This is a genomic window from Pseudomonas sp. Marseille-Q8238 (assembly GCF_965111915.1).
In genome coordinates this window covers 1,983,399-2,009,522 of record NZ_CBCOPI010000001.1, presented here as the reverse complement: position 1 = coordinate 2,009,522, position 26,124 = coordinate 1,983,399, and the positions used below count along the sequence as shown (strand labels likewise).

27 protein-coding genes are annotated in these 26,124 nt (G+C 62.1%); 16 read left to right on the top strand and 11 right to left on the bottom strand.

From position 1 onward, the window contains the following. Positions 1-195: 195 nt before the first annotated feature. Both putA and ACWPW0_RS09255 read right to left on the bottom strand, forming a co-directional pair. Positions 196-3,375, bottom strand: coding sequence for a bifunctional proline dehydrogenase/L-glutamate gamma-semialdehyde dehydrogenase PutA (gene putA / locus ACWPW0_RS09260; protein ID WP_454255133.1), 3,180 nt, complete (start codon positions 3,373-3,375; stop codon positions 196-198). A 240-nt stretch (positions 3,376-3,615) separates the two neighbouring features. Beyond that, on the bottom strand, positions 3,616-4,308 hold the full coding sequence (locus ACWPW0_RS09255; protein ID WP_454255132.1) for an NUDIX domain-containing protein: 693 nt from the start codon (positions 4,306-4,308) through the stop codon (positions 3,616-3,618). 137 nt (positions 4,309-4,445) lie between these two features. On the opposite strand from ACWPW0_RS09255, the gene ACWPW0_RS09250 reads away from it, so the two are divergent. Genes ACWPW0_RS09250 through nadE form a run of 3 tightly spaced genes read left to right on the top strand, consistent with a single transcriptional unit; the run spans position 4,446 to position 7,126 of the window. Further along, positions 4,446-5,093 carry a nicotinamidase gene (locus ACWPW0_RS09250; protein WP_454255131.1) on the top strand — a complete coding sequence of 216 codons (648 nt, stop codon included), beginning with the start codon at positions 4,446-4,448 and terminating at the stop codon, positions 5,091-5,093. 1 nt (position 5,094) lies between these two features. Beyond that, entirely contained in the window at positions 5,095-6,288 is a 1,194-nt protein-coding gene (pncB, locus tag ACWPW0_RS09245; RefSeq protein ID WP_454255130.1) for a nicotinate phosphoribosyltransferase, read from the top strand. A gap of 10 nt (positions 6,289-6,298) precedes the next feature. Next, positions 6,299-7,126: an ammonia-dependent NAD(+) synthetase gene (nadE, locus tag ACWPW0_RS09240; protein ID WP_447590998.1), complete on the top strand. Its 828-nt coding sequence runs from the start codon at positions 6,299-6,301 to the stop codon at positions 7,124-7,126. A gap of 72 nt (positions 7,127-7,198) precedes the next feature. On the opposite strand, the gene ACWPW0_RS09235 is transcribed toward nadE, so the two are convergent. From ACWPW0_RS09235 to dcd, 3 genes are all read right to left on the bottom strand, one after another. Beyond that, positions 7,199-7,411, bottom strand: coding sequence for a hypothetical protein (locus ACWPW0_RS09235; RefSeq protein ID WP_447590997.1), 213 nt, complete (start codon positions 7,409-7,411; stop codon positions 7,199-7,201). Between the two features lie 82 nt (positions 7,412-7,493). Beyond that, positions 7,494-8,048: a hypothetical protein gene (locus ACWPW0_RS09230; protein ID WP_454255129.1), complete on the bottom strand. Its 555-nt coding sequence runs from the start codon at positions 8,046-8,048 to the stop codon at positions 7,494-7,496. Between the two features lie 151 nt (positions 8,049-8,199). Next, positions 8,200-8,766, bottom strand: a complete 567-nt coding sequence (gene dcd, locus ACWPW0_RS09225; protein ID WP_447590995.1) for a dCTP deaminase — start codon at positions 8,764-8,766, stop codon at positions 8,200-8,202. A gap of 153 nt (positions 8,767-8,919) precedes the next feature. Here dcd and ACWPW0_RS09220 point away from each other — a divergent pair, with 153 nt between their 5' ends. Beyond that, the gene (locus ACWPW0_RS09220) at positions 8,920-9,411 is read left to right on the top strand and encodes a rod shape-determining protein (RefSeq protein ID WP_454255128.1); all 492 of its coding nucleotides are present in this window, start codon (positions 8,920-8,922) and stop codon (positions 9,409-9,411) included. Between the two features lie 146 nt (positions 9,412-9,557). Here the strand turns inward: ACWPW0_RS09220 and apbC are convergent, their stop codons facing one another. After that, a complete protein-coding gene (apbC, locus tag ACWPW0_RS09215; protein ID WP_454255127.1) occupies positions 9,558-10,652 on the bottom strand; it encodes an iron-sulfur cluster carrier protein ApbC in 1,095 nt (364 codons plus the stop codon). A gap of 285 nt (positions 10,653-10,937) precedes the next feature. Between apbC and metG the strand changes: the two genes are divergently transcribed. The 9 genes from metG (at position 10,938) to ACWPW0_RS09170 (ending at position 18,815) form a co-directional block, all read left to right on the top strand. Continuing rightward, positions 10,938-12,980, top strand: a complete 2,043-nt coding sequence (gene metG / locus ACWPW0_RS09210) for a methionine--tRNA ligase (RefSeq protein WP_454255126.1) — start codon at positions 10,938-10,940, stop codon at positions 12,978-12,980. Between the two features lie 27 nt (positions 12,981-13,007). Then, positions 13,008-13,793, top strand: a complete 786-nt coding sequence (locus ACWPW0_RS09205; protein WP_454255125.1) for a DUF4349 domain-containing protein — start codon at positions 13,008-13,010, stop codon at positions 13,791-13,793. 145 nt (positions 13,794-13,938) lie between these two features. Then, positions 13,939-14,496 (top strand): Rnf-Nqr domain containing protein, encoded by a 558-nt coding sequence (locus tag ACWPW0_RS09200; protein ID WP_454255124.1) that lies wholly within the window; start codon positions 13,939-13,941, stop codon positions 14,494-14,496. Continuing rightward, entirely contained in the window at positions 14,493-15,686 is a 1,194-nt protein-coding gene (locus tag ACWPW0_RS09195; RefSeq protein WP_454255123.1) for an RnfABCDGE type electron transport complex subunit B, read from the top strand. Before ACWPW0_RS09200 ends, ACWPW0_RS09195 begins: the two co-directional genes overlap by 4 nt. Further along, positions 15,667-16,686, top strand: a complete 1,020-nt coding sequence (locus ACWPW0_RS09190) for an RnfABCDGE type electron transport complex subunit D (protein ID WP_454255122.1) — start codon at positions 15,667-15,669, stop codon at positions 16,684-16,686. Before ACWPW0_RS09195 ends, ACWPW0_RS09190 begins: the two co-directional genes overlap by 20 nt. Further along, positions 16,683-17,312 (top strand): RnfABCDGE type electron transport complex subunit G, encoded by a 630-nt coding sequence (locus tag ACWPW0_RS09185; protein WP_447590987.1) that lies wholly within the window; start codon positions 16,683-16,685, stop codon positions 17,310-17,312. The genes ACWPW0_RS09190 and ACWPW0_RS09185 overlap by 4 nt, the downstream gene beginning before the upstream one ends. After that, entirely contained in the window at positions 17,309-17,890 is a 582-nt protein-coding gene (locus ACWPW0_RS09180) for an Rnf-Nqr domain containing protein (protein ID WP_447590986.1), read from the top strand. Before ACWPW0_RS09185 ends, ACWPW0_RS09180 begins: the two co-directional genes overlap by 4 nt. Then, positions 17,887-18,525, top strand: a complete 639-nt coding sequence (gene nth / locus ACWPW0_RS09175) for an endonuclease III (protein WP_454255121.1) — start codon at positions 17,887-17,889, stop codon at positions 18,523-18,525. Before ACWPW0_RS09180 ends, nth begins: the two co-directional genes overlap by 4 nt. Before the next feature lie 107 nt (positions 18,526-18,632). After that, positions 18,633-18,815 carry a PA3496 family putative envelope integrity protein gene (locus ACWPW0_RS09170; RefSeq protein WP_447590984.1) on the top strand — a complete coding sequence of 61 codons (183 nt, stop codon included), beginning with the start codon at positions 18,633-18,635 and terminating at the stop codon, positions 18,813-18,815. Positions 18,816-18,908: 93 nt separating this feature from the next. On the opposite strand, the gene gloA is transcribed toward ACWPW0_RS09170, so the two are convergent. The 3 genes from gloA to ACWPW0_RS09155 form a co-directional block, all read right to left on the bottom strand. Further along, positions 18,909-19,301 (bottom strand): lactoylglutathione lyase, encoded by a 393-nt coding sequence (gene gloA / locus ACWPW0_RS09165; RefSeq protein ID WP_454255120.1) that lies wholly within the window; start codon positions 19,299-19,301, stop codon positions 18,909-18,911. A gap of 88 nt (positions 19,302-19,389) precedes the next feature. Further along, entirely contained in the window at positions 19,390-20,607 is a 1,218-nt protein-coding gene (locus ACWPW0_RS09160; protein ID WP_447590982.1) for an argininosuccinate synthase, read from the bottom strand. 120 nt (positions 20,608-20,727) lie between these two features. Further along, complete coding sequence (locus ACWPW0_RS09155) at positions 20,728-21,699, bottom strand: flagellar protein MotY (RefSeq protein ID WP_447590981.1); 972 nt, start codon at positions 21,697-21,699, stop codon at positions 20,728-20,730. Between the two features lie 102 nt (positions 21,700-21,801). Here ACWPW0_RS09155 and pyrC point away from each other — a divergent pair, with 102 nt between their 5' ends. After that, positions 21,802-22,848 (top strand): dihydroorotase, encoded by a 1,047-nt coding sequence (gene pyrC / locus ACWPW0_RS09150; RefSeq protein ID WP_447590980.1) that lies wholly within the window; start codon positions 21,802-21,804, stop codon positions 22,846-22,848. Further along, positions 22,845-23,519, top strand: coding sequence for a ribonuclease T (gene rnt, locus ACWPW0_RS09145; protein WP_447590979.1), 675 nt, complete (start codon positions 22,845-22,847; stop codon positions 23,517-23,519). The genes pyrC and rnt overlap by 4 nt, the downstream gene beginning before the upstream one ends. Positions 23,520-23,602: 83 nt before the next feature. Here rnt and ACWPW0_RS09140 read toward each other — a convergent pair. Continuing rightward, a protein-coding gene (locus ACWPW0_RS09140; protein ID WP_454255088.1) for an IS3 family transposase occupies positions 23,603-24,822 on the bottom strand; the annotation gives its coding sequence in 2 pieces (ribosomal slippage) (positions 23,603-24,454 and positions 24,457-24,822; 1,218 coding nt in all). Between the two features lie 290 nt (positions 24,823-25,112). Between ACWPW0_RS09140 and ACWPW0_RS09135 the strand changes: the two genes are divergently transcribed. Next, on the top strand, positions 25,113-25,328 hold the full coding sequence (locus ACWPW0_RS09135) for a bacterioferritin-associated ferredoxin (protein WP_447590978.1): 216 nt from the start codon (positions 25,113-25,115) through the stop codon (positions 25,326-25,328). A 70-nt stretch (positions 25,329-25,398) separates the two neighbouring features. Here ACWPW0_RS09135 and miaE read toward each other — a convergent pair whose 3' ends face one another. After that, on the bottom strand, positions 25,399-26,001 hold the full coding sequence (gene miaE, locus ACWPW0_RS09130) for a tRNA isopentenyl-2-thiomethyl-A-37 hydroxylase MiaE (protein ID WP_454255119.1): 603 nt from the start codon (positions 25,999-26,001) through the stop codon (positions 25,399-25,401). Positions 26,002-26,124 lie beyond the last annotated feature (123 nt).

Here is a 26,124-nt window from a genome sequence, read left to right as displayed (position 1 = left end):
GCGATGGGTTATCCGCAGCCCGGCTTGCAAAACACCCGCTTTTGGCAAGTGTCGCGACGAGCCCTGCTCACGGTGGAGCAGAACCCTCAACAGGCACGCCATGCTCGGCGCCAATCAGCACTTTCATCCTGAAAGTGGTTGGGCGAGACCTTGTCCCGCCCTGCCCTGGACCTAGAAGCTCAGGACATTTACGCCTTACTCTCCATCGCCCAGCGACAGCAGCGAGGCGTTACCGCCCACCGCTGTCGTGTTGGTGGAGGTGGTGCGTTCGTTGGCGAAGCGCAGCAGGTAGCTCGGGCCACCGGCTTTCGGGCCGGTGCCGGACAGGCCGCAACCGCCGAATGGCTGCACGCCGACCACCGCACCGATCTGGTTGCGGTTGACGTACAAGTTGCCGACACGCGCCAGGGCCTCGATACGCTGGGCGGTTTCCTCGTTGCGGCTGTGCACGCCGAGGGTCAGGCCGTAGCCGGTGGCATTGATCGCTGCGACGACCTTCTCCAGGTTCGCCGCCTGAAAGCGCACCACGTGCAGCACCGGGCCGAAGTGCTCTTTCTTCAGCTCGTGGATGCCAGCGATCTCGAACGCCACCGGGGCGATGAAGTGGCCATTGAGGCCGTCTGGCAGCGTGGCTTCGGCGATCAGCTTGCCCTCGCCTTTGAGTTGGGTGATGTGCGCCAGCAGGCCGGATTTGGCTTCTTCGTCGATCACCGGTCCAACGTCGCTGACGCGCTGGTGAGTCGGGCCGACGTTGAGTTGGGCCATCGCGCCCTTGAGCAAGTCGAGCACGCGCTCGGCGATATCGTCCTGCACATAGAGCACGCGCAGGGCCGAGCAACGCTGGCCGGCACTGGTGAAGGCCGAGGCTACAGCGTCCTTGACCACTTGCTCGGGCAACGCGGTGGAGTCGACGATCATGGCGTTCTGGCCGCCGGTTTCGGCGATCAGCGCGGCGATCGGGCCTGGCTTGTCGGCCAGTTGGCGGTTGATGATGCGTGCGGTGTCAGTGGAACCGGTGAAGCACACGCCGGCGACGCGGGCATCGCGGCAGAACACGCCGCCGAGGGTAGCGCCGTCGCCCGGCAACAGGGCGAACACATCTTTCGGCAGGCCGGCTTCGAACAACAGGTCGGCGGCACGGGCAGCGATCAGGCTAGTCTGCTCGGCCGGCTTGGCCAGCACGCAGTTACCGGCGACCAATGCGGCGCTGATCTGGCCCAGGTAGATGGCCAACGGGAAGTTCCACGGGCTGACGCAGGCGAAGATGCCGCGGCCTTCGTGGAACAGCTCGTTGCGCTCGCCAGTCGGGCCCTGCAGCTCTTCACGGCCCAGGCGCAGGCGCGCCTGCTGGGCGTAATAGCGGCAGAAGTCGACCGCTTCACGCACTTCGTCGATGCCATCCTGCAGCGATTTGCCGGCTTCCAGGGTGCACAGCGCCATCAATTCGGCGCGGTGGGTTTCCATCAGGTCGGCAACGCGGTCGAGGATCGACGCACGGTCGTCAACCGGGGTGGCATTCCAGCGCGGCCAGGCGGCACTGAGCACGTCGAGGGCAGTGGCGGCCTGTTCGGCACTGGCGAACTGCACGCTACCGACCACCTTGCCGAGGTCATAGGGGCAACGCACGTCCTGTGCCGCGCCCGTGAGTTTCTGGCCGTTGATCACCGGGGTGGCCTGCCAGGTCTTGCCCAGGTTGGCGTTGAAGTCGGCCTCGAGGTCAGCCCATTGGCTCTGGATGTTCATGTTGATGCCCTGCGAGTTTTTCCGCTCCGCGCCGAACAGCGCCAGCGGGAGGGGAATCCGGTCATTGCCGAGAGTGTTGAATGTGCGCAGTTGCGTCACCGGGTGATCGATCAGCGACTCCACCGGCACGCTCGGGTCGACCAACTGGTGCACGAACGAAGAGTTCGCACCGTTCTCCAGCAGGCGACGTACCAGGTATGGCAGCAAGTCCTTGTGCGCACCGACCGGGGCGTAGATGCGCACGTTGCGCCCATGCTGCTCGAGCACGGTGTCGTACAGCGCATCGCCCATGCCATGCAGGCGCTGGAACTCGAAATCGCGCACCTCACCGGACTCGGCCCTGGCCGCGTCGGCCATGCTCAGGATGCAGGTGACGGTGTGTGCGTTGTGGCTGGCGAACTGCGGGTAGATCACCCCACGGGTATGCTCGGAGAGCAGGTAACGCGCACAGGCGAGATACGAGGTGTCGGTACCCTCCTTGCGGGTGAACACCGGATAACCCAACGCGCCCTGGACCTGGCACTGCTTGATCTCACTGTCCCAGTAGGCGCCCTTGACCAGGCGCAGCGGCATCCTGGCGCCGAGCTCCTTACCCAGCAGGGTCAGCCATACCAGCACCGGCAGGCAGCGTTTGGAATAGGCCTGGACCACCAGGCCGAACTCGCCCCAGCCAGCAATGGCCGGGTCACGCATGAGCTTCTCGTACAGTTCAAGGGACAGCTCCAGGCGATCCGCTTCCTCGGCATCGACCGCAATGCCGACGTCCAGTGCACGGGCACGGATGGCCAGCTCCCGGACGTTGGCGAACAACTCGCTGAGCACGCGTTCGCGTTGCGCCACTTCGTAGCGCGGGTGCAAGGCAGAGAGCTTGATCGAGATCGACGGACGCGGACCGGGACCGACCTGCGGCTCCTTGCCGACGGTGTCGATGGCCTTGCGGTAGTCGTTCATGTACTTCTCGGCATCGTCAGCGGTCAGCGCCGCTTCACCGAGCATGTCGAAGGAATAGGTGTAACCCTGTTCGCGCTGCGGTCGACCGTTTTTCAACGCCTCGCTGATACTGCGACCGAGGACGAACTGCTTGCCCATGAGCTTCATGGCCTGGTTCATCGCGGCGCGGATCACCGGCTCACCGGAACGTTTGATCAGGCGGCCGAGGATGTTCTTCGGGCGACCGTCGGCGGTTTCCGGGTCGACCACCTTGCCGGTCATCACCAGGCCCCAGGCAGCGAAGTTGACCAGCACGTTGTCGCTTTGGCCAAGGTGACGCTCCCACTCGGCGGCATTGAGCTTGTCGCGAATCAACGCATCGGCAGTGGCGGCGTCCGGCACACGCAACAGCGCTTCAGCCAGGCACATCAGCATCAACCCTTCGTGGGTGTCGAGGCTGTACTGGCGCAGCAGGGCGTCGAGGGTGTCTTCGGCGTTGTCGCGGCTGCGCACGTCCTCGATCAGGTGACGCGCCTTGGCGCTGATGGCCTCGATGCCAGCAGCACCGGGGTCGGCGAGCTGCAGCAGCTCGGTGAGATAAGCGGCCTCGTCAACAGCGTAGTTGGCGCTGATGGCGGGGAAGAATTCGGCGGCAGTCTGCTTGAGAACATCGCCCTGCAAGACGTGACTGGCTTTGAACATCACGCCCTCCTCTTTTTCTAGAGACTATTGTTTGGTCTAGCCCATTGCAGCGAAGCTGCAAGAACGAATGGTTCTATGCAGCAAGCACGCGGGATGCAGGACTCTAGTGACAGAGCGATGACGGGTTCTTGCGAGAAACTCTGGAGTTTTTGCAGAAAACTCCAGAGTGGGGGACTTTATCGAGACAGACGCTTGAATCAGCAGGAGGCAATGTTCAAGCGCTAGCGTGCACAGGCAGGGTCAGGACAACACGCTGCGGTCGAATACATAAAGGCCCGAGTCTGTCGGGCAATGTTCCAGCAGCGCCTGGGGACGGCCCATTTTCGGGTAGTTCTTCTCACCGGTATCGGTGATCCAGCCCTGTTGTTTCATCTTCTCCAAACGCCCACGCAAGGTGGTGTGCTGCACCGCCTGCCCCAGGCACGCCTGGAATGCAGCCAGCGCCTCGGTGACGGTAAAGCGCGGGGCAAGCAGGTACAGCGGCAGCGAGGTATAGACGGACTTGCTGGCCAGCCGCTCGGCAGCCTGGCCGACCAGTTGGGCATGATCGAACGACAAGGCACAGCTTCCATCCAGCACACCGGCCAGCGCAACGAAGGCACTCTCGGAGCCCTCGGCAGTCACATCCCCATCGAGCAACGCCAGGTAGAAGGTGCTCAGTGACCATCCCCGCGGGTCGCGGCGAGCATTCCCCACCGTGGCCACCTGCTCCAGATAGCGCGGGCATACACGAGCCTTTTCAGCCAACGCACGTGTGGCGGCCGCATCCAGATCGATATCGGCGCAACGACCATTGACCAGCACACCAGGCAGTGCCCACTGCCCCGCAAACGGGGCACGTTCACGGCGGATCACCAGTACTTCCAACTCGGCGCGGACATTCAGGCGCAGTGCGACGATATCGACACCGGCCAGGACTTCGGCAGACTGCATGTCACCTCCTCTCCCAGGACTTATTTCATCTTGACGAATAACTCGTGCATTTTCACTCCCAAGGCAGGAAAACTGCTTGACGACTTATTTCATCAGATGGAATATCTAGCCATCCAACCCAAGCCGAGGGCTACTCCATGAAAATCGCCAGCTTCGACATCGATGCGCAAAAAGGCTTCACGCCGCTGTGCCCGAACGAACTGCCGGTTGCCGGCGGTGAGCAGATCGCCCCAGCCCTCAATCAACTGGCCAGCCGTGCGCATTTGCGCCTGGGCAGCAAGGATGCCCACAGCCCGCAAGCCGCCTGGATCGCGCCAAGCCATGCGGAGATGCTCAAGCCACTGCCGCTGGCCAATGCCGACCTGTCCTGGGTCAGCCACTGCGTACCCGGTACGCCCGGCTTCGAACTGCTCGACGAACTGCCCGCCCCGCTCGATTACGACTACTTCGTCTGGAAAGGCGTAGAGCCGGACCTGCACCCCTACGGTGCCTGCTACCACGACCTGGCTGAGCGACGCAGCACAGGCGTGATCGAGTTTCTCCGGCACAATGGCGTGGAGCGCGTGCTGGTCGGCGGCCTGGCCCTGGACTACTGCGTGAAGACCAGCGCCCTGCAATTGCGCCGCGCCGGCTTTGCGGTCGATGTCTACCTACCGGCCTGCCGCGCCATCGCTGACGATACGGCACAGGCCGCCTGCGCCGAAATGCGCGCCGCCGGTATTGCCCTGCATAACGATCTGGATGAGCTGGACGCAGCCCTCAACAGCAAGAACCTGGAGAACTGACATGGGCGAAAGCGTATTTGCCGAGCGCATCGTGCAGAACCTGCTCGACACCGACTTCTACAAGCTGACCATGATGCAGGCCGTGCTGCACAACTACCCCAACGCCGAAGTGGAGTGGGAGTTCCGCTGTCGCAACCAGGAAGACCTGACCCCGTACCTGGCCGAGATCCGTTACCAGATCGAGCGTCTGGCGGACATTTCCATCACCGCCGATCAGCTCGCCTTCCTGGAAAAGATCCCGTTCATCAAGGCCGACTTCATCCGCTTCCTCAGCCTGTTCCGCTTCAACCTGCGCTACGTGCAGACCAGCGTCGAGGATGGTCAGCTGTGCATCCGCCTGCGTGGGCCGTGGCTGCACGTGATCCTCTACGAGATCCCGCTGCTGGCGATCATCAGCGAGGTACGCAACCGTTATCGCTACCGCGAGGTGCTGCTGGAGCAGGCCGGCGAACAGCTCTATCGCAAGCTCGACTGGCTCAAGGGCGAGGCCAGGGCCAGTGAACTGGAAGGCTTCCAGATCGCCGATTTCGGCACCCGCCGACGGTTCTCCTACCGCGTGCAGGAAGAGATGGTGCACATCCTCAAGCGGGATTTTCCGGGCCGCTTCGTCGGCACCAGCAACGTGCATCTGGCCCGCGAGTTCGACCTCAAGCCCATTGGCACCATGGCTCACGAATGGCTGATGGCGCACCAGCAGCTCGGCCCGCGCCTGATCGACAGCCAGATCGCTGCACTGGACTGCTGGGTGCGTGAATACCGCGGCCTGCTCGGTATCGCCCTGACCGACTGCATCACCACCGATGCCTTCCTGCGCGATTTCGACCTGTACTTCGCCAAGCTGTTCGACGGCCTGCGCCACGACTCTGGCGACCCGCTGGTCTGGGCCAACAAGACCATCGCCCACTACGAGAAGCTCGGTATCGACCCCTTGAGCAAGACCCTGGTGTTCTCCGACGGCCTTAACCTGGAGAAAGCGCTACAGCTCTACCGTGCACTTCACGGACGGATCAACGTAAGCTTCGGCATCGGCACCAACCTGACCTGCGACATTCCCGGCGTCGAACCGATGAACATCGTGATCAAGATGACCGCCTGCAACGGCCAACCCGTGGCGAAGATCTCCGACACGCCCGGCAAGACCCAATGCCTGGACGAGAATTTCGTCAGCTACCTGAAACATGTATTTCGCGTGTGAGGACTTTGAAATGAGCAACCGCCAAGCCGAAATCGCCGCCGCTCTCGATGTGGTGGCGCCCTTCGCCGATGACGCCGCCCTGCTGGCGGAAATCGAACGCCGCAAGACCTTCATCAAGCAGACCCTGCGCAATGCTGGCCTCAAGGTGCTGGTTCTGGGCATCAGCGGGGGCGTCGATTCCACCACCGCCGGGCGCCTGGCTCAGCTATCGGTCGAAGAACTGCGCCGCGAGACGGGCGATGATGGCTACCGCTTCATCGCTGTGCGTCTGCCGCACAACACCCAACACGATGAACATGATGCTCAGGAATCGATGCGCTTCATCCATGCCGATGTGGAGGACACGGTAAACATCGCCGCCAGCGTCAACGGCCTCAACGAGCAAGTCAGCCACCTGCAAAAGCTCAGCGATGCCCGTCGCGACTTCGTGGTTGGCAACATCAAGGCACGCATCCGCATGGTTGCCCAGTTCGCCATCGCCAATGCCAACAATGGCCTGGTGATCGGCACCGACCACGCCGCCGAAGCGGTGATGGGCTTCTTCACCAAGTTCGGTGACGGCGCCTGCGATCTGGCGCCACTCAGCGGCCTGGTCAAGGGCCAGGTCCGCGCCATCGCCCGCGTTCTGGGAGCCCCGGAGAATCTTGTGCAGAAAGTGCCGACCGCCGATCTGGAAGAGCTGCGCCCAGGCAAGCCGGACGAAGACGCCCACGGCGTGACCTATGCCGAGATCGATGCGTTTCTGCATGGTCAGCCCGTGAGCGACGAGGCTTACGCCATCATCGTGCGCACCTACGACAACTCCCGGCACAAACGCGAACTGCCGCTGGTGCCGTGATCGCCATGCACAGTGCGCGGGGCCACCGGCCATGCGCACCGTGAACCAGCCAAAGCCGTCATGGCCAAGAACCTAAGCGCGGGCTACAGGCGTGGGCGGCGGTGGATCTGGCAGGGTCGGTACACCCGGCTCGACAGGCGGCTCAGGATTATCGGGGGTGTCAGGGTCCGGCTGGCCAGGAATGCCCCCCATCAGCCAGGCGTCGATCAGGTAGTCTTCCAGGTAAGCATTTACATTCGCTGGGAGCGAGCCCGTAGGGGATCGGGACAAGGAATAAACACGCATATGAACCTCCATCAGGCAATACGGCCCTCGATGGGTAGAGTTCAGTACCCGGCTAACATTCCCCCTATTTCCCGGCCCGTGCTCAGCGCCCTTCGTTGAAATGCACGGTCAGCGACACCACGCGCTGCTCGTCGCCATCGCCGGAACCGTAATCTCCGGCCCTGCCGTAGCCGATCCAGATTTCGCTACCGTTCTTGATCAGCACTTCCGAGCGTTCGTCGCCAGTACCTTCCAGCCCCACCAGCCAGGGCGCGACTTCTTCCCGGGCTTGCCCCAAGGACAGCTGGTCATCGACGCTGAAAGTCGGCCTGGTCCCCTCGCCTGTCTCGATATCCTGCATCCAGCCGAGAAACAGGTCGGAAGTGAAATCGGGCAGCGCCCAGCAGCGCACCTCGCGCAAGGTATCTTCGGCAAACACCAGCAGCAACGAATTGCCGAACAGCAGGCCACGACGGCCATTGCTCAGCGCCAGCTCGGCGCTCGGCGTACCGAGACGTTTGATAAAGGACTCAGCCGAGGCGCTAGGCAACAGGCCGAACACTTCTCGTCCGGTGTACACGACCAAGGTATCGCCTGCCTGGCTCAACGGCGGAAACGCCAGGCACAGCAACAGGAGCAGAATATGACGCGCCTTCATCACTTCACCTCGGCATTGACGATCCACTGATCACAAAATGGCTGATGGCCCTTTTGCCCGTCGCTTGCGGTGGCCGGCAAGCTGACTGCCCCAAGGTAGCCACTCACAAAAAAGCCGGGCATCCCCGGCTTTTTACACAGCTAGCCGTCCATCAGGTGCGCGGCAGGGTGACCCCGGTCTGCCCCTGGTACTTGCCGCCACGATCCTTGTAGGAGACTTCGCAGGCTTCATCCGACTGCAGGAACAGCATCTGCGCCACGCCCTCGTTAGCGTAGATCTTCGCCGGCAAGGTGGTGGTATTGGAGAACTCCAGGGTCACATGGCCTTCCCACTCGGGTTCCAGCGGGGTGACGTTGACGATGATGCCGCAGCGCGCGTAGGTGCTCTTGCCCAGGCAGATGGTCAGCACATCGCGCGGGATACGGAAGTACTCGACGGTACGCGCCAGGGCGAAGGAGTTCGGTGGAATAATGCACACCGGGCCTTTTACATCCACGAAGCTCTTCTCATCGAAGTGCTTGGGGTCGACGGTGGCCGAGTGGATGTTGGTGAACACCTTGAATTCATCGGCGCAGCGCACGTCGTAGCCGTAGCTGGAAACCCCGTAGGAAATCAGGCGCTCGGCACCCTCGGTACGTACCTGACGCTCGACGAACGGCTCGATCATGCCGTGTTCCTGGGCCATGCGGCGAATCCACTTGTCCGATTTGATGCTCATGGCGGGCGTCCTGAATCAAGGTCTGGAGAAAAACTGAGCGCGCATCTTACCGGGGCGGGCCGCAGCGAGCAAAGTGGTGCTCACTCCGTCGACGGCAAAGCCGCATGGAGCTAGGCTGTGGGCCTTTCTCCCCGGGAATGGATACCGGCATGTTTGAAAACCTTGCGCCCCCTGCTTTATCTCAAGCTCAGTTCCCAGAGTCTCAGCGGCATCCATCTGCCTTCCGGCAAGACCTTCAATGAACCGCCGCTGCTGGCGATGCAAGTGCTCAACGGCAAACGTCAGGCGGTTGCCGTAGGCGAAGCAGTCAGAAAGCTGCAGGGCAAGGCCGATGTCGAACTCTTGAACGGTTTCGAGCATCCGCGCTCGCTACTGGCCGATTTCTCCATCGCAGAGAAGACCCTGCAACTGTTTTTTCGCCAGCTCACACCCAAGTCGCTGTTCAAGCCCGCGCCGGTAGTCGTCCTGCACCCACAGGAACACCTGGAAGGCGGCCTGACGCAGATAGAAGCACGCGGTTTGCATGAACTCTGCTGCTGCGCCGGCGCACGAAAGGTCCACCTCTGGATTGGCCGCGAACTCAGCCAGGAGGAACTGCGTTCCCGCCAGTTCCCCGCCGATGGTGGATCATTGATCGCGCCCTGAGAACCTGTCTCGAATCTCGCGAGCTAGAGCAAAACAAGGCGAAAATGGCTGAGGAAGCGCAGTTTACGGGCTGTAAATGAGCATTCCGAAGCCGTTTTCAACGCAGTTTGGCCGACGCGCAGCAGATCCGAGACAAGTTCTGAGGGTCAGTCGTCGCTGACCTCGATGGTCGGCATGGCATTGGCACCCAACCCACCCTGAGCAATGCGCGCACCCACGCTGCGGGCCATTTCCTGGTAGATCATGGCGATCTGGCTTTCCGGATCGGCGATAGTGGTCGGCTTGCCGCCATCCGATTGCAGACGGATAGCCATCGACAGTGGCAACGAGGCCAGCAGGTCGACACCGTATTGATTGGCCAGCTTCTCGCCACCGCCCTCACCGAACAGGTGCTCGGCATGGCCGCAATTGGAGCAGATGTGTACGGCCATGTTCTCCACCACGCCGAGCACCGGGATATTGACCTTGCGGAACATCTCCACGCCCTTGCGCGCATCGAGCAGGGCCAGGTCCTGCGGAGTGGTGACGATCACCGCACCGGCCACCGGCACTTTCTGCGCCAGCGTCAGTTGGATATCGCCGGTCCCTGGCGGCATGTCCACCACCAGGTAGTCGAGGTTGTCCCAGGCGGTCTGGGTAATCAGTTGCAACAGGGCACCGGACACCATCGGCCCGCGCCAGACCACCGGCGTATTCTCGTCGGTGAGGAAGGCCATCGACATGACCTGCACGCCATGGGCTTCCAGCGGCACGAAGAATTTCTCGTCGCGCACTTTCGGCCGGGTGCCCTCGGGCAGGCCGAACATGATGCCCTGGCTCGGGCCGTAGATATCCGCATCGAGGATGCCGACCCGTGCCCCTTCGCGGGCCAGGGCCAGCGCCAGGTTGGCGGCGGTGGTCGACTTGCCCACACCGCCCTTGCCGGAGGCCACGGCAATGATGTTCTTCACATTGGCCAGCGCCGGCACCTGGGCCTGCGCCTTGTGCGGCTCGATCACGCACTCGACCTCGACCTTGGCGCTGTCGACACCGTCCATGCCCTCCAAGGCCATTTGCAGCATCTGCGCCCAGCCGCTCTTGAACAACCCCGCGGCATAGCCCAACTCCAGGCGCACATGGACCTTGCCGCCCTGGATATCGACTTCACGCAGGCAACCGGCGCTGACCGGATCTTGATTGAGGTTGGGGTCGGTGAACTGACGCAGGGTCGCTTCGACCCCTTCGCGGGTGACGGCGCTCATGAGGCAACTCCGAAAGGCTGAGCAAAACAGGCGGGCATATTACCCCACACGGTTGATCCGTAGGGTGGATCGGGGCGCGCAGCTGACGCCTTTTTCATCCACCAGAACGCCGCTCGGTGAATCGGTGAAGCGCGATCCACCCTGCGTCCGGCGATGCTTGCGCCTTGCCGGCAATCGCAAGCAGCGCTCGCTCCTACGCGCTTTTACCTGCGGCTGGTAGCTTGAGGCTTGCCGCTTCCCTTATAGTTGCCGACTTCTCTCGTAATACCAGTGCAGTCGATCACCATGTCCGAAGCCCGCAAGATTCTCGTTACCAGCGCCCTGCCCTACGCCAACGGTTCGATCCACCTCGGCCACATGCTTGAGTACGTCCAGACCGACATGTGGGTGCGTTTCCAGAAGCTGCGCGGCAACCAGTGCATCTACGTCTGTGCCGATGACGCCCACGGCTCGGCGATCATGCTGCGCGCGGAAAAGGAAGGCATCACTCCGGAACAGCTGATCGCCAACGTACAGGCCGAGCACTGCGCCGACTTCGCCGACTTCCTGGTCGAATTCGACAATTACCACTCGACCCACGCCGAAGAGAACCGCGAGCTGTCCACCGCGATCTACCTCAAACTGCGAGATGCCGGGCATATCGCCACCCGTTCGGTGACCCAGTATTTCGACCCTGAGAAGGGCATGTTCCTCGCTGATCGTTTCATCAAGGGCACCTGCCCGAAATGTGCGGCCGAAGACCAGTACGGCGACAACTGCGAGAAGTGCGGCGCCACCTACGAGCCGACCGAGCTGAAGAACCCGCGCTCGGCCATTTCCGGCGCCGTACCGGTACTCAAGGACTCCAAGCACTTCTTCTTCAAGCTGCCCGATTTCGAGGCCATGCTGAAGACCTGGACCCGCAGCGGCTCGCTGCAGGACGCCGTGGCCAACAAGATCGCCGAATGGCTGGATAGCGGCCTGCAAGAGTGGGACATCAGCCGCGATGCGCCCTACTTCGGCTTCGAGATCCCCGACGAGCCAGGCAAGTACTTCTATGTCTGGCTGGACGCGCCGATCGGCTACATGGCCAGTTTCAAGAACCTCTGCACCAAGCGCCCGGAGCTGGACTTCGACGCTTTCTGGAACAAGGATTCCAGCGCCGAGCTGTACCACTTCATCGGCAAGGACATCGTCAACTTCCACACCCTGTTCTGGCCAGCCATGCTCGAAGGCGCGGGCTACCGCAAGCCGACCGGCGTCAACGTGCACGGCTACCTGACGGTCAACGGCCAGAAGATGTCCAAATCGCGTGGCACCTTCATCAAGGCGCGCACCTACCTGAACCACCTGAATCCGGAGTACCTGCGCTACTACTACGCAGCCAAGCTGGGTCGGGGCGTCGATGACCTGGACCTCAACCTCGAGGACTTCGTACAGAAGGTCAACTCGGACCTGGTCGGCAAGGTGGTCAATATCGCCAGCCGCTGCGCCGGCTTCATTCACAAGGGCAACGCCGGTGTATTGGTCGACGCCAACCCTGAACCAGAGCTGTGGGCTGCCTTCCAGGCCGCCGCGCCGAGCATCGCCGAGGCCTACGAGGCCCGCGACTTCTCCCGTGCCATGCGCGAGATCATGGCGCTGGCCGACCGCGCCAACGCCTGGATTGCCGACAAAGCCCCATGGGCACTGAACAAGGTCGAAGGCAAGCAGGCCGAGGTACAGGAAATCTGCGCCCTGGGCGTCAACCTGTTCCGCCAGCTGGTGATCCTGCTCAAGCCGGTACTGCCGAACCTGGCACGTGACGCCGAGGCCTTCCTCAATGTCGCGCCACTGAACTGGAGCGACCTGAGCACATCGCTGGCCAACCATCAGTTGAATCCGTTCAACCCGCTGCTGACCCGTATCGAGCCTGCCAAGATCGAGGCCATGGTCGCCGCGTCCAAGGAAGATCTCGCCGCCACCGACGCACCTGCTGCCCCAACTGGCAACGGCGAACTGGCGAAAGACCCGCTGGCCGCCGAGATCGCCTTCGATGCCTTCGCCGCTGTCGACCTGCGTATCGCCCTGATCGAGAAGTGCGAGTTCGTCGAGGGTGCGGACAAGCTGCTGCGCCTGAGCCTGGATATCGGCGACGAGAAGCGCAACGTGTTCAGCGGCATCAAGAGTGCCTACCCCGACCCAAGCAAGCTCGAAGGCCGCCTGACCCTGTACGTGGCCAACCTGGCTGCACGCAAGATGAAGTTCGGCGTATCCGAAGGCATGGTCCTGGCCGCCGGCCCTGGCGGCGAAGAGATCTACCTGCTCAGCCCGGACAGCGGTGCCAAACCCGGCCAGCGCGTCAAATAACCCTTACCTGCCAGCAAGGAGCCTGTGATGCATAAATGGATGATGGGGCTGATGGCCCTGCTGGCACTGGTGGGCTGTTCCGACCACAGCGCATCCGGTGGCGGTGCCTCCCTGCAAGGCGAGAGCAATCGCAATGGCAGCCTGTTGGCCTACGAACATACCGTCGCCATCCAGCTCCCAAGCGGGCAGGTGCTCGAGCGCTTCAATGCCACCCGCCAAGCCTGCAACAGCGGGCGCTTCGGCGCCTGCAACCTGCTCAATGCCGATGAGAACAGCAGCACACGGGCTTATTCCAATCTGACCCTGCGCATCGTGCCCGAAGGCGTCGAGCCATTGGTCGCCTTCGCCACCGAAGGCGGCGAGCTGACCAGTCGCAACACGCGCAGCGAAGACCTGGCCCAGGCCGTCGCCGACAACCAGCGGCAACGCGAACAGCTTCTCCTGCAACAGCAGACCCTGCAGGCCTACCAGGCCCGCAAGGACCTCAGCGTCAGCGACATGCTGGCCCTGGCCAAGGAGCTGGCAGCCGTGGACGTGCAACTGCAGGCCACCGCCCAGGAAGCCGCCCAGCAACAACGTCGCCTGAATACCAACCTGCTAACCTTGAACTTCAGCAGCCTCTACCAGGCACCTGATCGCCTTGACCAGATCGGTGGTGCCTTTAGCGACATGCTCGACAACATCACCGAAGGATCGGTCGCCGCCTTGCAGTTCGTGGGGCGCGGCTTGCCTTTCCTGGTCCTGCTGTTCCCGCTGGCATTGCTGGTGCGCTGGTTGTGGCTGGTCGTCACACGTCGCAAGAAAACCGCCTGATACCCGCCCGGGGTGCCATGCGCCCCACTCGCTCGCGCTTGCATGCGAGCGGCGACCTGCTCATTAGCCACTCGTGGCTATCCCCATCCGGCCACATCCCGGATAATGCGCACACCCCATCAGTGATACAGCCGCCTCCACGCGCATGAGCGAACTCCTATCCGCCCTGATCGGCGCCGCCCTGATCAGTAACCTGCTGCTCAACCTGCCGCTGGCCGTAGACACCCTGCGCGGCGCCCGCGTACAGGCACTCGGCCCAACCACCGCGCTGTTGATTGCCCTGGCGTGCCCGCTGGCCTGGTTGGTCGAACACGGGCTGCTGCAACCGCTGGCCCTGCAACACCTGCAACTGTTCGCCTTCCTACCACTGGTTAGCCTCCTCGCCTGGCTAAGCCTGCGTTTGCTGGCGCGCCTGCGCCCCGGACTGCCCGTACAAGGCCTGTGGCCCTTGCTGCTGATCAACGGCGCCGGACTCGGCAGCATGCTGCTCATTCTTCCACTGGCAAGCGTTGCCATGGCGCTGGCCGTCGGCATCGGTGCCGGTCTGGGTTTCTGGCTGGCGCTGCAACTGTTCGCCGATCTGCTTGAGCGTATCGACCGCTGCGATGTACCCGCTCCCTTCAAGGGCATGCCTATCAGCCTGATCGGTGCCGGCCTCATGGGCCTGGCCTTTCTCGGCTTCAATGGGCTGGGGGGCGCATGAGCAAGGCATTGCTTGTTCCCCAACAGCCTGGCGACGCCAGGCGCATTCAGGCCATCGACGCGCTGCTGCCGCAGACCCAGTGCGGCAAGTGTGGTCACCCCGGCTGCCGCCCCTATGCCGAAGGCATCGCTGCGGGTGAAGCGATCAACAAATGTCCACCTGGCGGCACGGCAACCATCCATGCACTGGCCGACCTGCTAAAGGTCCCGGAACTGCCACTCGCGCTACCCGCGGTACCGCCGCAGCGCGTGGTGATCCGCGAGGCCGAATGCATCGGCTGCACCAAGTGCATCCAGGCCTGCCCGGTGGATGCCATCGTCGGCGCCGCCAAACTCATGCACACGGTCATCAGCGACGAGTGCACCGGCTGCGAACTGTGCATCGCGCCCTGCCCCGTAGACTGCATCGATATCCTCACATTGACTGGCGCGGAGGCCGATGCACAGCGCCAGCGTGCCGACCAGTTCCGCCGCCGACATGACGCCCGGCAAGCGCGACTGGCGCGCGACGAAGCCCGCCGCCTGGCCGAACGTGAAGCCCGCAGCCAGCAACCGAAACCTGCTACCCGTGGCGCGGACGCGGTGCAGGCGGCCCTCGCCCGGGTCAAGGCACAACAGGCCGCCAATGGCGATGCCCATGAGCGTGGCAAACGCCTGAAGATCGACGCAGCCATGGCCAAGGTCGCCCTGGCCAAGGCGGAAAAACAACTGGCCGTGCATGGCACACCAGAGTTGGAACGGCAGGTTGCGCAACTGCGTCAGGCCGCCGAACAGGCGCAGCGCGCCCTGGATGACGCCCAGCCATCCCAGGGCACAGCGCCCAGCGCAGGGGTCGCGGCGCTCAGGCAGGCCAAGATCCATCTCGCCAGTTGCCGGGCGGAACTGGGCAAGGGCGAACGTCAGGGCCTCGACGAAACCGCCCTGGCGCCATTGCGCCTGGCCCTGGCCAATGCCGAACAGGCCCTGCATGCCGCCGAAGCCGCCAGTGGTAAGCCACTGCCCGATCTCGTGCGCACCGACAAGCGACCGGTCGATCCACAACTGCGCACGTTGAAGACCGAGGTAGCCTACGCCCGTGCCGACCTGCTGCGCCTGGAGCGACGCCAGGGCAGCGATGCCGACACCCTGGAGCAGGCGCGCCAGCGACTGGCCAAGGCCGAGCAGCAGTTACATGACCACGCCAGCCGCTGAGCCTCGCTTTGACCCACGCCCGAGCCTGCAACGGGTGCTGCTGGCCTGTTTGCCGGGCGTGCTGGCGCTGCTCTGGTTCAATGGTTGGGGCGTTTTACTGCAATTGTCGCTGGCCACAGCGACCTGCTGCGTCTGCGAGTGGCTGACACGTCGTCTGCGTCAGCAACCCACAACCGCCGCAGACAGCCTGTTCGGCCTACCGCTACTGGCGGAGGGCAGCGCCCTGGTCAGTGCCGTGCTGCTGGCGGTGGCCCTGCCGACCTACGCCCCCTGGTGGCTGACCGTCAGCGCCGCAGTATTTGCCAGCCTGTTTGGCAAGTCGTTGTTTGGCGGTTTTGGCCAGAACCCGTTGAACCCGGCGATGCTCGGGTATGCCTTCGCCCTGGTCACCTTTCCGGCACAGATGACGCAGTGGCCGGTTCCCGGTAACGGTCCCGGGTTGTATGCCGCCCTGCAGCAGGTATTCGGTTTTGGCAGCGGTCTGATCGATGGGTGGAGCCAGGCCACCGTGCTCGACAGCCTCAAGCACAACAACCGCCTGACCATCGATGAGCTGTTCAGCCGGCACAGCGCCTTCGGCACCCTGGGTGGTCGCGGCGCAGAATGGATCAACCTGGCCTTTCTCGCCGGCGGCGCCTTTCTGCTGCGGCAGAAGGTGATTCGCTGGCACGCCCCCGTGGGCATGCTCGCCGCCCTGTTCGTCATCAGCCTGCTGTGCTGGAACGGTTCCGGCTCGGATTCCAACGGCTCGCCTTTGCTGCATCTGTTCAGCGGCGCGACCATGCTTAGCGCCTTCTTCATCGTCACCGAGCCCGTCAGCGGTGCCAGCAGCGACCGCGCGCGCCTGTATTTCGGCATCGGCGTTGGCCTGCTGACCTATGTCATCCGTACCTGGGGCGGCTACCCCGACGGCCTGGCCTTTGCGGTGCTGCTGATGAACCTCTGCGTGCCTCGCCTCGAACGCCTGGCCGCCTGGCGTACAGCGAGGGCAGCGCAATGAACCGGGCCTACCTGGTGCTGGGTGTGCTGGCCGTGGTCGCGGTCGGCCTGGTAACAGGCCTGCACAACCTCGGTGAAACGCGCATCGAGGTACAGCGCCAGGCGGCTGCCGAGCGTGTGCTGCTCGACCTGTTGCCGACCGCGCTCTACGACAACCATCCCCTCGCCCACCCACGCCCCCTTGCGGCTGGCGGGCTGCTCGGTAATACCAGCGCCACGATGGCCTACCTCGCCACCCTGAACGGCCACCCCAGCGCCGTACTGCTCCCCGTAACCGGCAAGGGTTATGAGGGCGAGATTCGCCTGCTAGTAGCGATCAGCCCGGAAGGTCGCCTGCTTGGCTCCAAGGTTCTGCAGCAGCGCGAAACCGCCGGCCTGGGTGACCTGATCGAACGCACGCGCAGCCCCTGGCTAAGTGCTTTCGACAACAAGATGCTGGGCGATCCTCCAGCAACCTGGACGCTACGCGCCGATGGCGGCCAATTCGACCAGATCGCCGGCGCGACCGTCACCTCGCGCGCGGTCACCGACGCCTTGCAGCGCAGCCTGCGCTTCTTCGACAGCCAGCGCGACACTCTAATCAACGAGCGAGCGGATGAGCCCCTGTCGGACGGTGATCAGCCATGAAGCAGCCTGAGTCTTCCCTGCTCTTTCTCGGATTACCCGTGCTGCTGGGCGGCACCGACCTGTTGGTCAAAGCGCTGGTCATTGCCGCTATCGGCCTGGTACTCCTGCTCCTCTGCGGCTTGTTTCTGGCGGCCTGGCGAAAAGCATTGCCCCTGGCAGGTCGCATCCTTGCCGCGCTTCTGCTTGCGAGCACGGCGCTGAGTTGCGCCAGCCTGCTGCTGCAGATGCACAGCCGTGAACTGTTCGATGCACTCGCGCTGTTCCTGCCGCTGCTGATTCTGCCCTGCCTGCAGCTGGCGCAACGTGAGCGCTCCACCGCCCTGAGCGGCCTGCGCCCCGGCCTGACCCTAGCCGCCCTCGCGCTGCTGCTCGGTCTGCTGCGCGAGGCGCTGGGCAACGCGACGCTGCTCAGCCATGCCGACTGGCTATTCGGTGCACAGGCCTCCGCCTGGCAGCTTTCTCTGACTGGCCTCAGCGGCCTGCACCTGCTGATGCTGGCGCCAGGCGGCTTTATTCTGCTGGGCCTGCTGCTCGCCCTCCTTCGCCCCTTTTTGCACGCGACCCACGACCGACCATGAACGCCGCCAAACGCCACGAAATCTTTCGCCGCCTGCGCGAAGACAATCCCGAACCGAAAACCGAACTGGCCTATTCGACGCCGTTCGAGCTGCTGATCGCGGTGATCCTTTCCGCCCAGGCCACCGATGTCGGCGTCAACAAGGCCACCGCCAAACTCTATCCCGTGGCCAACACGCCGGAAGCCATTCATGCCCTCGGCGTCGACGGCCTGAGCGAATACATCAAGACCATCGGCCTGTACAACAGCAAGGCGAAGAACGTCATCGAGACCTGCCGCATCCTGGTCGAGAAACACAACAGCCAGGTTCCAGAGAACCGCGAAGAGCTGGAAGCCCTGCCCGGCGTAGGCCGCAAGACCGCCAACGTGGTGCTCAATACCGCCTTCCGCCAACTGGCGATGGCAGTGGACACGCACATCTTCCGCGTCAGCAACCGCACCGGCATCGCGCCAGGCAAGAATGTGGTCGAGGTGGAGAAGAAACTGCTCAAGTTCGTGCCCCGGGAATTTCTCCTCGATGCGCACCACTGGCTGATCCTGCATGGCCGCTATGTATGCCAGGCGCGCAAGCCTCGCTGTGGCAGTTGCCGCATCGAAGACTTGTGTGAATACAAGGCCAAAACCTCCGACGATTGAGCGCTTATTGAATAAGGCAATCTGTCGATTGAAAAAATCTTTTTTACCGACTCATGCTTTGCCGCTATAAGGTCGCCAACATCGCCCCGAAAGCTGGAGTGAACCGGATGAGCACAGGCAAAGAAGACCTCGAACTCGAAGATGACTTTGTCGCGGAAGACGCGGAAGAGCCAAGCGAGCGCCCCGTGGAAACCGCCAAGACCAATCTGACCAAACGTCGCATCATCGACAACTACCTCGATGAGCGTCGCTTGCAGAAACAGCTCGGCGATTACGATTTCGATCTCTGAATCGCACCCAACAAAAAGCCCCGTCTCAGCGGGGCTTTTTGTTAATCATCGCTAGCGTGCAGCGCGCGCGCTCACACGCTCGGCGAGCCGGCCTCAGTCACCGCGCTGCGGCGAAAGCAGCTCGATCTTGTAACCGTCCGGGTCCTCGACGAACGCCAGGATACTGGAACCATGCTGCATCGGGCCTGGCTCGCGGGTGATCTTGCCACCACGCGAACGAATGTCTTCACAGGCCTTGTACACATCGGCGACTTCCAGGGCGATGTGACCATAGCCGGTGCCCAGCTCATAGCTGTCCTTGCCCCAGTTATGGGTCAGCTCGATCACGCTGTTATGCGCCTCGTCGCCGTACCCGACGAACGCCAGGGTGAACTGGCCATCCGGATAATCTTTGCGCCGCAGGAGGGTCATGCCCAGCACTTCGGTATAGAAGGCGATGGACTTGTCCAGATCGCCGACGCGCAGCATGGTATGCAGCAGTCTCATCAGGTCTTCCTCGTCATTGGCCCATTCGGGCTCTAAAAAACAGAACCCCGGCTTATGGCCGGGGTTCGTATGGCTCAGGCGAAGCTTATCAGAAGAGCTTGCGGCCCTTGCCGGCAGCGATGCGCAGGCGCAGCGCATTGAGCTTGATGAAGCCTGCCGCGTCCGCCTGGTTGTAGGCGCCGCCATCTTCCTCGAAGGTCGCAATGTTGGCATCGAACAACGAATCGTCGGACTTGCGGCCGGTAACGACGACGTTGCCCTTGTACAGTTTCAGGCGCACAACACCGTTCACGCTGGCCTGGGAAGCGTCGATCATCTGCTGCAGCATGACGCGCTCCGGGCTCCACCAGAAGCCGTTGTAGATCAGGCTGGCATACTTCGGCATCAGCTCATCTTTCAGGTGAGCGACTTCGCGGTCCAGGGTGATCGACTCGATGGCGCGGTGAGCCTTGAGCATGATGGTGCCGCCGGGGGTCTCGTAGCAGCCACGGGACTTCATGCCGACGAAGCGGTTCTCGACGATGTCCAGGCGGCCGATACCGTTCTCGCCACCGATGCGGTTCAGCTCGGTCAGCACCTGGGCCGGAGTCAGCTCCTTACCGTCGATGGCGACGATGTCACCGGCACGGTAGGTCAGTTCGATATAGGTAGGAGTGTCCGGCGCCGCTTCCGGCGACTTGGTCCAGCGCCACATGTCTTCTTCGTGCTCGGTCCAGGTGTCTTCCAGCACACCGCCCTCATAGGAGATGTGCAGCAGGTTGGCGTCCATGGAGTACGGGGATTTCTTCTTGCCGTGGCGCTCGATCGGGATGGCGTGCTTCTCGGCGTAGTCCATCAGCTTCTCGCGCGACAGCAGGTCCCACTCGCGCCACGGGGCGATCACTTTCACACCTGGCTTGAGTGCATAGGCACCCAGCTCGAAACGCACCTGGTCGTTGCCCTTGCCGGTGGCGCCATGGGAGATGGCGTCGGCGCCGGTCTCATTGGCGATTTCGATCAGGCGCTTGGCGATCAGCGGACGGGCGATGGACGTACCCAGCAGGTACTCGCCTTCGTAGACGGTGTTGGCGCGGAACATCGGGTAGACGAAGTCGCGGACGAATTCTTCGCGCAGGTCGTCAATGTAGATTTCCTTCACGCCCATGGCTTGCGCCTTGGCACGTGCCGGCTCGACCTCTTCGCCCTGACCGAGGTCAGCTGTGAAGGTCACCACCTCACAGGCATAGGTATCCTGCAGCCACTTGAGAATTACCGAGGTGTCCAGGCCACCGGAATAAGCCAGAACTACCTTCTTTACGTCCGCCATGCCAATCAACTCCACGGGGTTGTACGGAAAACCCGTGATTCTACCGGCCACGCCCGCCGTTTTACAGGGGCGCGACAGGGACTAACGACAAAGCGACGAGTTTATTTGCAAAGTCTAGGCTCAGGACGCACTAACCGGCCCTGTCGCAGCCGGCGCAACGGGCGGCGCTGACGCGGGCACCTCCTCGGCAGGCGGTAAAGGAGCCTCGCGCGACAGACTCAGGGTCACGCGGCGGTTCTTCGCCCGATTGGCTTCGCTGTTGTTGGGAGCCAATGGATAGCGCTCGCCATGGAAACGCACCAGAATCTGTTCTGCCGGCACGCCATTGGCCTTGAGGTAATCCTCCACGGCGATGGCGCGGCGGCGTGACAGGTCACGGTTGGTCAGGCGGCTACCGCTGTTGTCGGAATGACCATCAAGTTCGATGCGGTTGACCGTGGGATCGGCCTTGAGAAACCCGAGAATTATGTCGAGCTTGGCCCGCCCGACATCGTCTAGCGCCGAGCCGCCGCCGGGGAATCCTACCTGCGCCTTGCGAATCTGATCGAAATTGACGGGCAGCAGCTTGGCCGTACACGCCAGGTAATCGCTGTAGGCCTTGTTGAAGCGGGCAGGCAGCAAGCGCACTTCAAGGCTGTCCCCACCCATTGACGTCCGATGGCGAACCAGCGGGCTGCGCCCTTCCATCAGGCCGGTCAGCAACCGCCCGGCTTGCTCCTGCGAGCTATTGAACGGCACCTCACCACCGACCACGCTGACCGAGCCCAGGTTGATATCACCACGCCCGGGCTGCCAGGGCGCAGCGGCTGCCAGCAGGGTTGCAGCGCCCGTCCCCATCCAGCGCTCCTGCGCTTTCAGGCGGAACGTCGCCTGCTCACCCGCACGCCGCACGAACTCGCCACTGCCGAAATCGGCCACCGGCTGCGACAGACGACACTCGAACTGATCGCCTTCTACCTTCCATTCCACCTTTTCCAGGCGCGTCTGGAAAGTAATAGCCGAAGCCGGCACGCACCACGGCAAGCTGGTCAACAGGCATAACAAGGCGATATAGGGCTGGCGCACGACAGGCTCCACTGGGAGAAACGGCATTCCTCTCGGGTATCGGTCAGCATCGGGAAAACTTGATAGCCCGTGCCGGCAAAGGGCATTTCCGGTAGCATGCGAGCACGTTTGACCCGCCTGGAACTCTCCATGTCCGACCGCCTTACCCTGCTGCGTCCCGACGACTGGCACATTCACCTGCGCGATGGCGCCGTGCTGCCCCATACCGTCGCGGACGTCTCTCGCACCTTTGCCCGCGCGATCATCATGCCGAACCTGGTTCCGCCCGTGCGCAATGTCGATGAAGCCGACGGCTATCGCCAGCGTATCCTCGCCGCCCGCCCAGTTGGCAGCCGTTTCGAACCGCTGATGGTGCTGTACCTCACCGACCGCACCACGCCTGATGAAATTCGCGAGGCCAAGGCCAGCGGTTTCGTCCACGCGGCAAAGCTCTACCCGGCCGGCGCCACGACCAACTCCGACTCTGGCGTCACCAGCATCGACAAAATCTTCCACGTACTGGAGGCCATGGCCGAAGTCGGCCTGCCCCTGCTGGTACACGGCGAAGTGACGCGAGCCGACGTGGACGTCTTCGATCGCGAGAAGCGCTTCATCGACGAGCACCTGGTGCGTGTGGTCGAGCGTTTTCCCAGCCTGAAGCTGGTGTTCGAGCACATCACCACCGGGGATGCCGCCGAGTTCGTCAAGGCCGCGCCAACGAATGTGGGCGCGACCATCACCGCGCACCACCTGCTGTACAACCGCAACCACATGCTGGTGGGCGGTATCCGTCCGCACTTCTATTGCCTGCCGATTCTCAAGCGCAACACCCATCAGGAAGCGCTTCTGGATGCCGCCACCAGCGGTAATCCGAAATTCTTTCTTGGCACCGACTCCGCGCCACACGCCCAACACGCCAAGGAAGCCGCTTGCGGCTGTGCAGGCTGCTACACGGCGCATGCGGCTATCGAGCTGTATGCCGAAGCGTTCGAGCAGCGTAATGCGCTGGACAAGCTGGAGGCCTTCGCCAGCCACTTCGGCCCGGACTTCTACGAATTGCCGCGCAATACCGAACAGGTCACCCTCGTACGCGAAGAGTGGACCACACCGGCCAGCCTGCCCTTCGGCGAACAGACCGTAATCCCCCTGCGCGCTGGTGAAAGCCTGCGCTGGCGCTTGCTGGAGAACCACGCGTGAGCGAAGACAACTACGACGACGAACTCGACAGCAACCAGCCCTCCGGTCCTCGCCATCCCATGGCGGCACGTTTCCGTGGCTATTTGCCGGTTGTAGTGGATGTCGAGACCGGCGGTTTCAATAGTGCGACCGATGCCCTGCTGGAAATCGCCGCGACCACCATCGCCATGGACGAAGGTGGCTTCCTCTACCCTGATCACACGCATTTCTTCCGCGTCGAACCGTTCGAGGGCGCCAACATCGAACAGGCGGCCCTGGAATTCACCGGCATCAAGCTTGATCACCCACTGCGCATGGCCGTTAGCGAAGAACACGCCCTGGGTGAGATCTTCAAGGGCCTGCGCAAGTCGATCAAGGCCAATGGCTGCAAGCGCGCCATCCTGGTCGGCCACAACAGTAGCTTCGACCTGGGCTTCCTCAATGCTGCCGTCGCGCGCTGCGATCTGAAGCGCAACCCGTTTCACCCCTTCTCCAGCTTCGACACCGCCACCCTCGCCGGCCTCGCCTACGGGCAAACCGTTCTGGCCAAGGCCTGCCAGGCAGCCGGTATCGAATTCGACGGGCGCGAAGCGCATTCGGCACGCTATGACACCGAGAAGACCGCTGAACTGTTCTGCGGCATCGTCAACCGCTGGAAGGAAATGGGCGGCTGGGACGAGTTCGATCAATAAACCCTTTTAGTATGAGCCAAGCCCGTAATGGCACTGTCTAGTCCTGAAATAGGTTTACACCGTTTCAGCTAGATTTGCGGCACCTAGAGCGCCCGATGCACCGCATCGGGCGTTTTGTATTTCAGGGCCCTATGCGGCCGCTCCGTGTTGTAGATTCTGACGGCCTCGCTGACCATTAACCTGGCCTGCTCCAAGTCATTGGGGCTTCGCTGCAGTAGTTCGTTCTTCAGGATTCCATTCACCCGCTCTGCAAGCGCGTTCTGATAGCAGTCGTAGCCATCGGTCATCGAACACCGCACGCCATGGCGCTTGTGCAGCTCCTGATAAAGCGCCGAGCAATATTGGACTCCACGATCAGAGTGATGGATGAGCCCATGGTTAGTGCGGCGACCGCGCAAGGCGTGTCGAAAGGCAACGGCCACAGACTCGGCATGCAAGCCCTCGTGAACGTGATGACCGACGATCTTCCGTGAGTAAGCATCAGTGACCAAGCTCAGATACAAAGGACCACTGCGCGCCGGCAGATACGTAATATCCGCCACCCACACATGCTCGGGCGCTGCCGCTGTAACTTGATCGGGCCCCGGCTTCAGCCGGTTCGGATGCCGATAGAAACGATGAAAGCTATGCGTGGTCTTGTGATACGCGCGCTTGGGTAAAACCAGCAGGCGACGCTCACCCAGGATCGAAAATAGCCGGTCACGACCTACCTTCAGGCTGTCATTGGGCTGGTTGTGCAGAAGATGATGCAACTTACGCGTGCCGATCCGCGGCTGGCGCACCCTTATGAAACTGACGTACTGAGCGACCTGTTCACCCTGCCTATGGCGCTGGTCAGCAACACGGTTGCGCTTGTAGTAAGCCTGGCGGCTGATGGAAAGAAACTGGCAAGCCCTGACAACGGTCAGCCCTTGGATTTGCTCTTGCGAGAGGACTTGCCGGGTCGCTTTTTTACGATCGAAACACCGTAATCCTTCTTCAACACATCGACCACAGCCTCAAAGAACTGGGCCTTCTGGCTCATGAGCTGCAATTGCTGCTCTAGCTCCTTGATGCGTTGCTCAGGCGTCAGGTCTTTGGGATCGGTCACAGCTTCACTCCTATCGGCTCGAATCGATGCCCCCTGGCTCCAATCCTGCCGACCATGCTTACGCAACCATACCAAAATGGTAGACCTGCCCTGGATGCCATACCGTGCCTGCGCCTGTTTGTAAGTCAGCTCGCCCTTTTCGACCTGATCAACCACAGCCAATTTAAAAGTCAGCGAGTAATCACGCTGCGTACGCTTAACACCTTGCTCCATCGAGCTCTCCAGATTCTCGGGATAAAGGTGTAAACCTTATTCAGGACGGGACACACCTCAATAAAAAGCCCGACTTAGGTCGGGCTTTTTATTGGTCATCTGAGAAATTGCCCTGCACTCCGAATCGCTTCCAGATGTACTCCTATTTCATAGGACGCCAAACGAACCAATTCTTGCCTGTCACACCGCACGGTCCAGGCGAGCAATAAATTATCTCACAAGGTTTTGACAAGCATTCTCATTAACATTAGTATCCCTCGCCAACAGCAACCCGCTTTTCGAGATTGCCCATGTACGTTTGCCTCTGCCAAGGTGTCACCGACGGTCAAATCCGCGATGCAATCTATGAAGGCTGCTGCAGCTACCGTGATATCCGCGAAAATCTCGGTGTTGGCACCCAATGCGGCAAATGTGCCTGCCTGGCCAAACAAGTCGTTCGCGAGACTCTCAGCGACGTGCAAAGCAGCCAGGCCCTTGCCTGCCAGGCCTCTTTCGTCGCTGCCTGATAAGCACATCGCGAATACAAAAAAGCCGGACCTCATGTCCGGCTTTTTCATGCCTACGAATCCCCTGCCCTCAGGCCGCTACTCCGCTGTGGAAGCGGAACTCGCTGTCGGGAGTGAGGATCGCCTCACGCTCTACTTCGGCAAAGAACGCCACCCGCTCGTCAATCGGCCCCTTGGCGTAGTCGCGCGCCATCTTCAGGTAGCCCTGGTAATGCCGCGCCTCGGACTTGAGCAAGGAACGGTAGAACGTACCAAGCTCTTCATCGAGGAACGGCGCCAAGCGGTAGAACCGCTCACACGAACGCGCCTCGATAAAAGCACCGACGATCAAGGTATCGATCAGCTTATGCGGCTCACTGCTGCGAATATGTTTGTGCAGGCGCTGGGCATATAGCGCAGCGCTGATGGGGCGATAGGTCACACCACGCTTCTTCATCAGCGCCGCAACCTGCTCGAAATGACGCAGTTCTTCACGCGCCAGGCGTGACAGGTTGTGTTGCAGCTCAGCCTTTTCGACATAGCGAAACAGCAGCGTCAATGCCGTCGATGCGGCCTTCTTCTCGCAGTTGGCATGATCGATCAGCATGATGTCCTGATTGGCCAGGGCCTGGGTAATCCAGCCGTCAGGCGTCGGACAGAGCAGAAAGGATTCGATTTCGGGGATCAAGGACATGCGCGTTCAATGCTGGCAGGCTGGATAAGAGCGCGCCATTATACGAGGAGCGGCGCGCAGAGCCAGCGATGCGTGATACAGGTCAAGACCCTAGCCGCTCACGCGACCTATAGTGACAGTAGA